At 56.8% G+C, this 12,241-nt stretch carries 12 protein-coding genes and 3 tRNA genes; 4 read left to right on the top strand and 11 right to left on the bottom strand.

Annotated elements, in window-relative coordinates; genetic code table 11:
* Positions 1 to 324: 324 nt before the first annotated feature.
* The 4 genes from ACNY69_RS10285 to ACNY69_RS10270 all read right to left on the bottom strand — a co-directional run bounded on the left by ACNY69_RS10285 (position 325) and on the right by ACNY69_RS10270 (position 2,097).
* A tRNA-Val gene (locus tag ACNY69_RS10285) sits at positions 325 to 401 on the bottom strand.
* A gap of 11 nt (positions 402 to 412) precedes the next feature.
* Positions 413 to 489 (bottom strand) — tRNA-Val (locus tag ACNY69_RS10280).
* Between the two features lie 3 nt (positions 490 to 492).
* A tRNA-Val gene (locus ACNY69_RS10275) sits at positions 493 to 569 on the bottom strand.
* A gap of 154 nt (positions 570 to 723) precedes the next feature.
* Positions 724 to 2,097, bottom strand: coding sequence for an MATE family efflux transporter (locus tag ACNY69_RS10270; protein ID WP_367395446.1), 1,374 nt, complete (start codon positions 2,095 to 2,097; stop codon positions 724 to 726).
* 205 nt (positions 2,098 to 2,302) lie between these two features.
* Here ACNY69_RS10270 and ACNY69_RS10265 point away from each other — a divergent pair, with 205 nt between their 5' ends.
* The gene (locus ACNY69_RS10265) at positions 2,303 to 2,962 is read left to right on the top strand and encodes a riboflavin synthase subunit alpha (RefSeq protein WP_111139071.1); all 660 of its coding nucleotides are present in this window, start codon (positions 2,303 to 2,305) and stop codon (positions 2,960 to 2,962) included.
* A 166-nt stretch (positions 2,963 to 3,128) separates the two neighbouring features.
* Here ACNY69_RS10265 and cfa read toward each other — a convergent pair whose 3' ends face one another.
* Positions 3,129 to 4,277 carry a cyclopropane fatty acyl phospholipid synthase gene (cfa, locus tag ACNY69_RS10260; RefSeq protein WP_111139070.1) on the bottom strand — a complete coding sequence of 383 codons (1,149 nt, stop codon included), beginning with the start codon at positions 4,275 to 4,277 and terminating at the stop codon, positions 3,129 to 3,131.
* A gap of 309 nt (positions 4,278 to 4,586) precedes the next feature.
* Positions 4,587 to 5,789 (bottom strand): purine nucleoside transporter PunC, encoded by a 1,203-nt coding sequence (punC, locus tag ACNY69_RS10255; protein ID WP_111139069.1) that lies wholly within the window; start codon positions 5,787 to 5,789, stop codon positions 4,587 to 4,589.
* 107 nt (positions 5,790 to 5,896) lie between these two features.
* Between punC and punR the strand changes: the two genes are divergently transcribed.
* Complete coding sequence (gene punR / locus ACNY69_RS10250) at positions 5,897 to 6,802, top strand: DNA-binding transcriptional activator PunR (protein WP_111139068.1); 906 nt, start codon at positions 5,897 to 5,899, stop codon at positions 6,800 to 6,802.
* Here punR and purR read toward each other — a convergent pair.
* Positions 6,799 to 7,824: an HTH-type transcriptional repressor PurR gene (gene purR / locus ACNY69_RS10245; RefSeq protein WP_128086201.1), complete on the bottom strand. Its 1,026-nt coding sequence runs from the start codon at positions 7,822 to 7,824 to the stop codon at positions 6,799 to 6,801. The two genes, punR and purR, sit on opposite strands and share 4 nt — an antisense overlap.
* A gap of 282 nt (positions 7,825 to 8,106) precedes the next feature.
* Between purR and cydH the strand changes: the two genes are divergently transcribed.
* Positions 8,107 to 8,196 (top strand): cytochrome bd-I oxidase subunit CydH, encoded by a 90-nt coding sequence (gene cydH / locus ACNY69_RS10240; RefSeq protein ID WP_095707274.1) that lies wholly within the window; start codon positions 8,107 to 8,109, stop codon positions 8,194 to 8,196.
* 48 nt (positions 8,197 to 8,244) lie between these two features.
* Here the strand turns inward: cydH and ACNY69_RS10235 are convergent, their stop codons facing one another.
* The gene (locus ACNY69_RS10235) at positions 8,245 to 9,042 is read right to left on the bottom strand and encodes a C40 family peptidase (RefSeq protein ID WP_111139108.1); all 798 of its coding nucleotides are present in this window, start codon (positions 9,040 to 9,042) and stop codon (positions 8,245 to 8,247) included.
* Positions 9,043 to 9,407: 365 nt separating this feature from the next.
* Here ACNY69_RS10235 and ACNY69_RS10230 point away from each other — a divergent pair, with 365 nt between their 5' ends.
* Entirely contained in the window at positions 9,408 to 9,743 is a 336-nt protein-coding gene (locus ACNY69_RS10230; protein ID WP_179291196.1) for a Grx4 family monothiol glutaredoxin, read from the top strand.
* A gap of 42 nt (positions 9,744 to 9,785) precedes the next feature.
* On the opposite strand, the gene rnt is transcribed toward ACNY69_RS10230, so the two are convergent.
* The 3 genes from rnt to nemA form a co-directional block, all read right to left on the bottom strand.
* Complete coding sequence (gene rnt / locus ACNY69_RS10225; protein ID WP_111139066.1) at positions 9,786 to 10,454, bottom strand: ribonuclease T; 669 nt, start codon at positions 10,452 to 10,454, stop codon at positions 9,786 to 9,788.
* A gap of 120 nt (positions 10,455 to 10,574) precedes the next feature.
* Positions 10,575 to 10,982 carry a lactoylglutathione lyase gene (gloA, locus tag ACNY69_RS10220; RefSeq protein ID WP_111139065.1) on the bottom strand — a complete coding sequence of 136 codons (408 nt, stop codon included), beginning with the start codon at positions 10,980 to 10,982 and terminating at the stop codon, positions 10,575 to 10,577.
* Between the two features lie 116 nt (positions 10,983 to 11,098).
* The gene (nemA, locus tag ACNY69_RS10215; RefSeq protein WP_111139064.1) at positions 11,099 to 12,196 is read right to left on the bottom strand and encodes an alkene reductase; all 1,098 of its coding nucleotides are present in this window, start codon (positions 12,194 to 12,196) and stop codon (positions 11,099 to 11,101) included.
* Between the last annotated feature and the right edge of the window lie 45 nt (positions 12,197 to 12,241).

Genomic DNA, 12,241 nt, shown 5'->3' with positions numbered 1-12,241 from the left:
TGATGGATGAATAAGGGCGGAATCCGATGGCAGCGCATCGAAGTGAAAATTCTGATTGAGACTGAAATGGGCAGTACTGAGTAAGAATAGGTGACGAAGGCCAGGCGTGCAGGGAAGTTGTGCGGTTACGGTTGGTAACCACCACGCTGTTGTTGCGCAAATCATTTGAGTTATCGCAGTAAGCACGTGATCGCTGAAACCTTTCAAGTAAGCAACGCGGGACAGTATAGACGCTAAGTATGCGAAAACCAATCAAAAAGCAGAGGAGGTAAACGATGCAGATCAATAAAAGGGACGTTGCGCAAGCTGAGGAATGTCTGAAAGTGGTGCGCTCTAATGGACTCGAACCATCGACCCCCACCATGTCAAGGTGGTGCTCTAACCAACTGAGCTAAGAGCGCATTCTGAATATTGGTGCGTCCGAGTGGACTCGAACCACCGACCCCCACCATGTCAAGGTGGTGCTCTAACCAACTGAGCTACGGACGCACTTGGTGCGCTCTAATGGACTCGAACCATCGACCCCCACCATGTCAAGGTGGTGCTCTAACCAACTGAGCTAAGAGCGCAACATGCTGTCAGGGCGACAGCGGGGACGAATATTAACGGCAGCGTGTAAGGCTGGCAAGGGGAAAATCGCATTTTCGCCACGACTGCGCAGCAACTGTGCTAACCGTCGGTTTTTTGGGCATTGCGGGCCAGTGCTGGCCCGCATTCTGACGATTATCGCGCCGCACGCGCAAGGATAACCTCGGCAGGCGACTGCTGTAACCGTCTGATGCGCCAGAGCATCATCACCGCAGCCGAGGTCAGACCGATAATAAAGCCGCACCAGAAGCCCGCAGGTCCCATGCGCGGCACCAGCCAGTCGGTCAGCGCCAGCAGGTAGCCCGCAGGCAGCCCCAGCAGCCAGTAAGCGATAAAGGTAATAAAGAAGATCGACCGCGTATCTTTATAACCGCGCAGGATGCCGCTGCCGATCACCTGTATCGAATCGGAGAACTGATAAATGGCTGCCAGCAGCATCAGCTGAGCGGCCAGCGTCACCACTTCCGGATTGTCGTTGTAGAGCAGGGCAATCTGATGGCGGAACGTCACGGTAAACAGGGCCGTCAGCGCCGCCATGCTGATCCCCACGCCCTGCGCGGTCCAGGCCGCCACCCGCGCCTGCTCGGTGGAGCCCTGGCCCAGACGATAGCCCACGCGAATGGTGGTCGCGACACCCAGCGACAGCGGCAGGACAAACATCAGCGAACTGAAGTTCAGTGCAATCTGGTGGCCCGCCACGTTCACGATACCCAGCGGTGAAACCAGCAGGGCGACGACCGCAAACAGCGTGACTTCGAAAAAGAGCGCCAGCGCCACCGGCAATCCCAGCGCGACCAGGCGGCTCAGGATCACCCGGGACGGCGGCGACCAGCGGCTCGCCATACGAATGTCGCGCATACTGCCCATCCGGCGCATCCAGAATCGCATACAGATAAACATCACCCAGTAGACCGTGGCGGTTGCGACACCGCAGCCGACGCCACCCAGCGCAGGCATCCCGAAATGGCCATAGATAAAGATATAGTTCAGCGGGATGTTGAACATCAGCCCCAGGAAACCCAGCACCATACCGGGCTTGGTTTTCGACAGCCCTTCGCACTGATTACGCAGCACCTGAAAGAAGAGGTAACCCGGCGCACCGAACAGCAGGGCATGCAGATAGCCTTCGGCCTTCAGCGCCAGCTGCGGATCGATATCATGCATCGCCCGGATCAGATATCCGGCGTGCCACAGCAGCAGCATCGTCAGCAGGGAGACGAAAAAGGCCAGCCAGTAACCCTGGCGGATCTGTTCAGCGATGCGTTCGCGGCGGCCTGAGCCGTTGAGTTGCGCAACGGTGGGCGTCAATGCAAGCAGAAGACCATGACCAAACAGGATGGCCGGGAGCCAGACAGAGGTGCCGACAGCAACGGCGGCCATATCCGTGGCGCTGACTGCGCCGGCCATAATGGTATCCACAAAGCCCATCGCGGTCTGAGCCACCTGAGCCAGGATGACAGGAATCGCAAGGGCCAGCAATTGACGCGCTTCTGTTAAATACTTCTGCACGTTTACACCTGACGAGTTAAATAAAGTAAAAAGGGCAGAGATGCCCGGAGAATTGCGCGAGTAAGTGTAACTGGCGCAACCGTATTCGCCAATCTTTGTCACAGGATGCGTTTTCTCCCCGGTGAGGGCGGGTGCACACGGGCTGAAATCTAACAGCGGAGCTGAGCTGTGATAAACTGGCCCAAACTTCGCAGAGGCAAAGACTATGTTTACCGGTATTGTACAGGGCACCGCTGAAATTGTGTCCATTGAAGAGAAAGAGCTGTTTCGTACCCATACTGTCCGCCTGCCGGAAGAACTCCTGCCGGGGCTGGCGCTGGGCGCCTCCGTGGCGCATAACGGCTGTTGCCTGACCGTGACGGCCATCGATGGCGACCTTGTCAGTTTCGATCTGATTAAAGAGACGCTGCGGGTCACTAACCTTGGCGATCTGCGTCAGGGCGACGTGGTCAACATTGAGCGTGCCGCGAAGTTCGGTGATGAAATCGGCGGCCATCTGATGTCGGGTCATATTATGACCACGGCTGAAATCTGCAAGATTATTCAGTCAGAACATAACCGCGAAGTCTGGTTTAAAATCCAGGATCCGCTGCAGATGAAATATATCCTGCACAAAGGGTTTGTCGGTATTGATGGCATCAGCCTGACGGTCGGCGACGTCACCAGAACCAGATTCTGTGTTTATCTGATCCCGGAAACGCTGGAACGCACCACGCTGGGCGCGAAAACCTTTGGTCAGCGGGTGAATATTGAGATCGATCCGCACACCCAGGCGATAGTGGAGACCGTTGAGCGCGTCTTAGCCCAGCGCGATGCCGAAGCGGCGATGAAAGTGCTGACCGGCCAGCCTGCCGACGAGAGCTGATCGAAGGCGCGTCAGCGCCTCAAGAGCGGGTGAGGCGATCAGACCCACAGCAGCAGATACTGGCCCGCGCGATGACGCCCCTCATCCCTGAGGTAAGGCCATCGCCGGGCCCGTTTCCTCTTGTGATCCTGCTGCCTGCGGCTGCGGTAAGCGTCAGCCGCGTTGACTACCGCGCGACCCGCAATCCCCCCTCCACGCCGCGACTGAAGACGATCTGCCACAGCTGAATATCACGCGCCCGGAAGGCACCGGCACAGGCGTTAAGATAGTAGGTGAACATCCGTTTAAACCGTTCACCGTAGCTGTCGGCCAGCTCCGGCCAGGCCTGCAAAAAACGCTCATGCCAGGCCATCAGGGTTCTATCATAATCGGCCCCGAAGTTGTGCCAGTCTTCCAGAATGAAATGGGGTTCGCTGGCCTCAGCAACGTGACGCACCGAAGGCAGGCAGCCGTTGGGGAAAATATATTTGTCGATCCAGGGATCGACGCGCATATCTGTTTTGATCGCGCCGATGGTGTGCAGCAGAAAAAGCCCGTCCGGTTTCAGATTGCGATCGACCACATCAAAGTAGGTGGCGTAGTTTTTCGGGCCGACATGCTCGAACATCCCCACCGACACGATGCGGTCAAACTGCGCGTTGAGATCGCGATAATCCTGCAACAGAATCGTGACGTCTAAGCCATTACAGCGCTGCTGCGCCAGCTTCTGCTGTTCGGCGGAGATGGTCACGCCCTGCACGCTGACGCCATAGTGCCGTGCGGCAAACGCCGCCAGCCCGCCCCAGCCACAGCCGATATCCAGCAGCGACATCCCCGGTTTCAGCGCCAGCTTACGGCAGATCATATCCAGCTTGGCCTCCTGAGCGGCCGCCAGCGTTGTGGCCTCTTTCCAGTAGCCGCAGGAGTATTGCATATAGGGGTCGAGCATCAGGGAGAAGAGATCGTTACCCAGGTCGTAATGCTCTTTACCGACAATCCAGGCCCGTTTTTTAGACTGCAGATTGGTTAAACGTGCGGCGGCAATGCGCAGCGTGTCTTTGAAGTGGTGCGGAAGCTGCTGATCCAGCCTGTGTTTAAGCACGCGATGGAAGAACATATCCAGCCGATCGCACCCCCACCAGCCATCCATATAGCTCTCACCGAGCCCGAGTGACCCCTCCTGCAGGACACGCTTAAAGAATCCGGGATGCGTGACCTGGATATCCCAGGGGCGTGAACCATTAATTTCGATATCCGCTTTTTCCAGCAGCTCATGAATGATGCGATACCAGGGATTCTCTTCCGGGCTTACTGCTTCTGCATAAGATGAACTCATAGCTTTTCCACCACCTGTCCAGTCTGAGCCTGCACAAAGAGTAGCCAATTTGTCAGGCATTGAGAAACGCAACGGATGACTCCGCACACCGATTATCTGTGTGGTACAGAGGACTGGAGTAGCCTGTGACAGGGCGGAAAAGGTAAGAATAACGCGTGCAGATACCGTCCCGGCAACAGGCTGCCAATCAAGTTACTACGTTATTATCTTTTTGATTTGTCGAAGATTATTTGACCCGGATGAGTATATTCTCACGCGGGTCAATGTTCAATGGCTTATTGTCAGCAGGCTAACTAAAAAGCCTGTGCGTTACTGATTATCCTGGCAGGCAGGCTGAGAGGAGGCAACAACCGTTTGTGCGCTTGCGGCACGCTGCATGATGTAACCGATTAGCGCGAGCAGAATCGTTACCGTCATGATCAGGGTGGTGGTAAACAGAGGCTGGGTTAATCCGGCCGACACGGCCAGGCTGGCGACGAAGCAGAGTCCCAGCTGCAGCGTATTCTGTAGCGCGGCCGCTTTCCCGGTCGCGTGCGGGAACGGCATCAGCGCGCTGGCGACCACAATCGGATAGATCGCGCCATTTGCCAGCGCCATGCCGCAGAATGGCACCATCAGACCGGCCAGGGTGCTGCTGCCTGAAAGCGCCACGGCGAACAGCGCCAGAATGCTCAGGCTGTAAATCCCCAGCAGCGCGGGCAGGATCTGTGCGCCATTAAAACGGTTAAGCAGGGCACGACAGCCAAATCCGCCAATCAGGAAGGCGAGCGTCTGCGGCACATAGCTCAGACCGATATCGGCGGGTGAAAGGCCCAGATCCGCCAGGATAAAGGGGGAACCGGTCAGCCACGCGAAAAAGCTGGCAGAGCAGGCAGAGTAGATCAGCACATTGCCGCTGTAGATGCGTGATTTCAGCAACGTAAAGAAGCCGGGCTGCGATCCTTTCTCCGCCGCCGCCTTGCGCACGGCGGGCAGACGCAGGGTCACGAGGATGAGCGCCACCGCAATCAGCGTCAGCACCAGGAAAATTGAACGCCAGTGGAAGTGACCGATCAGCCAGGCGCCCAGCAACGGAGCCAGCGCCGGTGAGAGGGCGACCAGCGGCATGATGGTGGCGAAAACTTTGCTGGCGCGTGCGGCAGGATAGCGGTCCACCACCAGCGCCTGCCAGCTTACGGCAGCGGCACAGACGCCAATTGCCTGAACAAATCGCAGTGTCAGCATCAGGGAAATGTCGCTGACCCACAGCATCCCGGCGCAGCCGACGGCAAATAGCGTCAGACCGGCCAGCAGTACCGGCTTGCGGCCAATCCGGTCCGACAGCGGCCCCCAGAAGAGCTGGCCACAGGCGAAGCCCGCCAGAAAGAGACTCATACTGGCGCTGATCAGGCCGGGCGAGGTGTTAAAGCTCTGCTGCATCGCACCGAAGGCGGGCAGGTACATATCCGTAGCCAGAAAGCCCAGCATACTCAGCAGGGCAAGATAGGGCATAAATCCTTTATTCGATAACATCTGATTCTCATTTTTGCAGGATGAACGCGGCAGAGTGTAAAAGGTGCGTTTGCCGCTGTGAAACGCTAATATTTGCCGATTGCTGTTAAAAATTTTGAAGGCAGATTATGTGGTCGGAATATGCATTAGAGGTGGTTGACGCGGTGGCCCGCGGCGGCAGCTTCAGCGCAGCAGCACAGGAGCTACATCGGGTGCCCTCTGCCATCAGCTACACCGTGCGTCAGCTTGAGACCTGGCTGGCGGTCCCGCTGTTCGAACGTCAGCATCGGGAAGTGGTGCTGACCCCGGCAGGCGAACATTTTGTGCGGGAAGGGCGCAGCGTTATCAAAAAAATGCTCGCTACCCGCCGACAGTGTCAGCAGCTGGCGAATGGCTGGCGTGGTCAGCTGAGCATCGCCGTCGATCGCATCGCTAAACCGCAGCGTACGCGACAGCTGGTCAAAGATTTCTATCGCCACTTCCCGGATATGGAGCTGAGCATCAGTTATGAAGTGTTCAATGGCGTCTGGGATGCGCTGGCCGATGGGCGGGTGGAGATCGCGATTGGCGCCACTCAGGCGATTCCGGTAGGCGGGCGTTTTGCCTTTCGCGATATGGGCACCCTGAACTGGCGCTGCGTGGTCGCGCCCGATCATCCCCTGACGCAGGCGAGCCAGATAGATGATGACACGCTGCGCAGCTGGCCGTCGCTGGTGCTGGAAGATACCTCGCGGGCGCTGCCGCGCCGGATGACGTGGACGCTGGACAATCAGCGCAGGCTGGTGGTGCCGGAGTGGCAGACCGGGCTGGAGTGTGTGCAGGCGGGATTGTGTGTGGCGATGGTGCCCGGCCATCTGGCCAGACCGCTGCTCGACAGTGGCGATCTGGCCGAGCTGACGCTGCCGGTTCCGTTTCCGGACAGTCCGTGCTGCGTCAGCTGGGCAGAAGATCGTGCATCACCGGCGACAGGCTGGTTGCTCAGCTATCTGGGAGATGCGCAGACGCTTAATCAGGAGTGGTTAAGCGAGGATTAACGCCGGTAGTCGCGGAACGGGCCATCGGCGACGGAACGACGTTCGATCAGCGTCGGGTGAACCTCGATGGTCTGCGACACTTCACGCTTGCTGGTAATGCGGTCCAGCAGCATATCCAGCGCCTTTTCGCCCAGCTGGGCTTTCGGCTGATGGACGGTAGTCAGGGCTGGCGCGAAATAGCGCGCGTTGCGCACATTGTCATACCCGATCACCGAAATATCCTGAGGAACGCGTAATCCCATCTCGTCGGCGGCGCAAATCGCCCCCATTGCCATGATGTCACCGCCACAGAATACCGCCGTAGGGCGCTGCTTCTGCGACAGGATCTGCTGCATGGCCTGATAGCCAGACTCCGGCTCGAAGTCGCCCTGAACGATCCACTCGGCGCGCGGCTGGATATTTGCCTCTTCCAGCGCCTTCAGGAAACCGGCATGACGGCCACCCCCGGTATTGCGCTCCATCTGGCCGGGAATGGCGCCAATATCACGGTGCCCGCGCTCAATCAGATAGCGGCCGGCCAGATAACCGCCCTGGAAGGCGTTGTCCAGCACTGTGTCAGTGAAGTCGGCGCGGGATTCGCCCCAGTCCATCACCACCATCGGGATGTTGCGATTCTCTTCAAGCATCTGCAGCAGGTCGTCCGGGTATTCGGAGCACATCACCAGCAGGCCATCCACGCGCTTCTGCGCCATCATGCTGAGATAGGCGCGCTGCTTTTGCAGATCGTTGTGGGCATTCCCCAGGATCAGCGTATAGCCCTTATCGAAGCAGTGATTCTCGACGGCTTCGATAATTTCAGCGAAGTAGGGCGCTTCGCTGGAGGTGGCCAGCAGCCCCAGCGTGCGGGTGTGGTTCACTTTCAGGCTGCGTGCCACGGCGCTCGGTGAGTAGTGCAGTTCCTTGATCGCCTGCCAGACCGCTTCGCGCGTCTCTTCAGCGACAAAGCGGGTTTTATTAATGACGTGCGAAACGGTGGTCGTGGAGACGCCAGCGCGTTTTGCCACATCTTTTATTGTTGCCATGTAAATCAGACTCCGGTGCTTATCTAACTCTCTGATAAGCGTAGTGTTAAACGTTTGCGTCTGCTCAGGGTTTTTTTCGCAAAAATGCAGCGTTGCTGGCCGGTAATCTGACCGCGGGCGACGGAAATCACGCCTGAAAAAAGGTGCAAACGGAATCAGCGTTGCGCGCGTTGCGCAACAAAGGCGGGATTCTAACAAGGCTGGACGAATAACACGAGATTTTTACCGGGTCGTGTGGGAAAATGGAATAACCCTGTGAACTGTGTGACTAAGGAGCAAACCGTGAGTACCGACCTCAAACTGGCATTAATGACCACCGTTGGCTGTCTGCTGATGATTGTGGCCTTTAGTTTTACCGCCATTCTGCACTGATAAAAAAAGCCGGGATTTTCCCGGCTTTTTTTCTGACTCTGCTGCTGTTCAGCGGATCGTTTTCGGCGTCATCACCCGGCGGGCGCCGATGTAGTGGCGCTGCCAGTAATCTTCCCCTAATGCGCTGATCTGGATATCTTTGCCGGTGCGGGGCGATTGAATAAACTTGCCGTCACCCAGGTAAACTCCGACATGATCGGCGGTGCCGCGGCCATTGATGCGGAAGAAGACCAGATCGCCTTTCTCCAGCGACTCACGCTTGATCGGCGCGGCGTCACGCAGGTGGTACATCTCATTGGCGGTACGCGGGATCTTAAACTTCACCAGATCCTTATAGGCGTACCAGACCAGACCGCTGCAGTCGAAACCGGTGTGCGGAGACGTTCCGCCCCACTGATAGGGTTTTCCCAGCTGACCCATCAGCTTGGTCATCGCCGTTTCACGCGCCTTCTGGTAACGCTGGCGGTGAGATTTGCTCATTTTAATGGTGCCGGTTTCGCGGGTATCCGCGTCGGCGGTTTTCAGCGCACGCTGATGACCATAGCGTTTCTTTTCGTGATTCTTGCTGATGCGGGCGGTTTTAAGCGAGGTCTTCTTAGCGGGTGTCTGTGTCGCGGTGAGTTCAGCTTTTTTCTGTTTTTTAGTTTTGAGTTTCTGAACAGGCGTGACACGCGGTTTTTTCGTGACCGTTTTGACCGGGCGGCGCTTACGACGCTCATCGTCGCGCGCACTCTTTTTCTCTGCTTTATGCGAACTGACGTTCACCGGCGTGTGAGGCGACGCGGCGGCGGTGTTGAAAAACAGTTGCGCAAAGGCCAGCATGAAAAGCGTAATGATTAAACGCATAGTCCGTAAGTAAGTTAAGTTGTCATGGCCACTACGCACCGTGACAAAGTTGAGATTAATCTGATCGAGGATCAGCGCCCAGGCCATTCTAGTCCAGTTCTTTTAAAAACTGTAAGGTCTTTTATTATTAATCTTTGTAACCGCTGAAATTGCGCTGAAAATGAACATTTTCAGCATCTTATATCAGCAAATTTATTACGAATTATTAATCTGTTACCCGCTGTTAATCATCAGGAAACGTAACGCATTGCGGCATAACTTAACCATGATGGCTATTCAGGCGGGCAGCAGGCAAAATCTCGTTTTCAGTCACGCTGTGAAGTCGCTACAATAAACAAACACGAAGTCGCGAATTAAGGAAGGCAATTATGAGTACTGTAGAAAAAATTCAGCGCCAGATCGCAGAAAATCCGATCCTGCTGTACATGAAAGGTTCCCCGAAACTGCCAAGCTGCGGTTTCTCTGCGCAGGCGGTGCAGGCGCTGTCAGCCTGTGGTGAGCGTTTTGCTTACGTGGATATTCTGCAGAACCCGGACATTCGTGCCGAGCTGCCGAAATACGCTAACTGGCCAACCTTCCCGCAGCTCTGGGTGGATGGCGAACTGGTCGGCGGATGCGACATCATTGTTGAGATGCTGCAGCGCGGTGAACTGCAGTCGCTGATCAAAGAGACCGCAGAAAAATTTAAAGAAGCAGAATAAAGAAAAGGCCGACATCACGTCGGCCTTTTTCATTGTGCAGGATTACGCAGATTCTCCGGCGTCAGCAGCCTCACCGGCAAAGGGCAGAGGCCAGCCACCCAGGCGTTTCCAGCGGTTAACCAGCTCGCAGAACAGAGTCGCCGTCTGTTGAGTGTCATAGAGCGCGGAGTGCGCCTGCGTACTGTCAAACTCCATCCCCGCCGCAATACAAGCTTTCGCCAGCACGGTCTGACCCAGCACCAGTCCACTCAGGGCTGCGGTGTCAAAGGTGGCGAACGGATGAAATGGATTGCGCTTCAGGCTGGCGCGTTCAGCTGCGGCGGACATAAAGTTCAGGTCAAACGTGGCGTTGTGCGCCACCATAATGGCGCGGTTACAGCCGCTGTCCTTAATGCCTTTGCGGACCATTTTGAAGATCGCGTGCAGCGCTTCATACTCGCTGACCGCGCCCCGCAGGGGATTGCTGGGGTCAATACCGGTAAAGGCCAGGGCCTCAGGATGCAGCAGCGATCCGGCAAAGGGTTCGACGTTGAAATGCAGCGTCTGATCAATCTCAATCCACCCCTCTTCATCCATTTTCAGCGTGATAGCGGCAATTTCCAGTAACGCATCGGTCTGCGCATTGAAACCCGCGGTTTCGACGTCGATCACCACCGGGTAGAAGCCACGGAAACGTTGATTGAGTGCATTAGGGGAATTCGATTCAGACATCAGGATCTCGCTGCAGAAAAAGGGCAGCGCGCATTATGGCAAAAAACGGGGCCGGGTGCAGCAGATGAAGCGCAGAGAAGGGGATTCAGCCCGCCCGGACGGGCAGGCTGACAGGCAGGTTTAGTTGCCGAGACCTTTACCGGCATCTTTGTTTTCGATCAGCTCGATTTTGTAACCATCGGGATCTTCGACAAAGGCGATAATGGTGGAGCCGCCTTTAACCGGACCGGCTTCACGCGTGACGTTACCGCCATCTTTGCGGATACGTTCGCAGGCTGCTGCCGCGTCATCCACGCCCAGTGCGATGTGACCATAGGCATTGCCCAGATCATATTTGTCCACGCCCCAGTTATAGGTCAGTTCGATCACGGCACCTTCGCTTTCGTCGGTGTAACCCACAAACGCCAGGGTGTATTTATATTCGGTATTTTCGCTCTGACGCAGCACGCGCATGCCCAGTACACGGGTGTAAAAATCGATTGAACGTTGCAGATCGCCAACGCGCAGCATGGTATGAAGTAAACGCATAACATCCTCTTTGAAATAGAAACGCCATCGCCGGATGACCCAGCGCTAAGTATAGCGATGAAAATCGCCTGTGAATAATGGCTGCCGTCATCGTCCCGGACAGCAGCCTGACCCGCTTACAGCGTCGGGTAATCGATATACCCTTCAGCGCCACCGCCGTAGAAGCTTTCCGGGCGCTGTGGGTTGAGTGGGGCATCCTGCTGCAGACGTTCCACCAGATCCGGGTTTGCGATGTAATCACGGCCAAAGGCGACCGCATCGATCAGACCGCGTGAAATCAGGTCGTCCGCTTTTTCTACGGTGTAGGCACCGGCACCGATGATGGCACCCGGGAAGAGATCGCGCACTTTCTGACGGAAAGCCTCGGTGTAAGGCTTTCCGCCCGCCCAGTCTGGCTCAGAGAGGTGCAGATAAGCGATGTTGCGTTTCGCCAGCTCACCGATGTACCACAGCGCCGCCTCTTCTTCGTCCGGGCCGTTGTCCAGATTCTGGAAACTGCCGACAGGCGAGACGCGGATGCCGATGCGGTCGGCAGACCAGTTGGCGATCACCGCATCAACGACTTCCAGCGCAAAGCGACCGCGTTTTTCGATGCTGCCGCCATACTCATCGGTGCGCTGGTTTGAATCGGGGGCCAGGAACTGGTGGATCAGGTAGCCGTGCGCCGAGTGCAGCTCAAGCAGGTCAAAGTCCGCTTCACGCGCGTTAGCCGCAGCCTGACCAAAATCGGCTACGATCTGCTGAATTTCCGGCACCGTCAGTTCGCGCGGCAGAGAGGTCTCTTCGCGATAGACGCTGCCATCTTCCGCACGCAGAGAGGTACGGGTGCCTGCAGGCAGGGCCGAAGGCGCAACAGGGGCTTTGCCTTCCGGCTGCACACTGTTATGCGAGATACGGCCGGTGTGCCATAACTGTACGGCCGTGTGACCGCCCGCCTGGTGCACGCCGTCGTTGATCTCTTTCCACGCCGCGATCTGCGGCTGGGTGTGCAGGCCAGGCGCACCGGCATAACCTTTCGCCTGGAAGGAGATCTGGGTCGCTTCGGTGATGATCAGACCGGCGCTGGCGCGCTGACGGTAATATTCCGCCATCATCGGTGTCGGGATGTCGCCGGGTTCGATGCTGCGCAGGCGGGTCAGCGGTGCCATAAATACGCGGTTCGGGACGGTAATTGCGCCGACTTTCAGCGGACGAAACAGCTGGGTACTCGCCATAATAGCTCCTGATTAGTAGACCAGTCGTCTACAAACACGTTTTTT

This window comes from Pantoea graminicola (genome assembly GCF_048452665.1).
In the GTDB taxonomy this organism is placed as follows: domain Bacteria; phylum Pseudomonadota; class Gammaproteobacteria; order Enterobacterales; family Enterobacteriaceae; genus Pantoea.
This window is presented reverse-complemented; position numbering and strand designations above follow the sequence as displayed.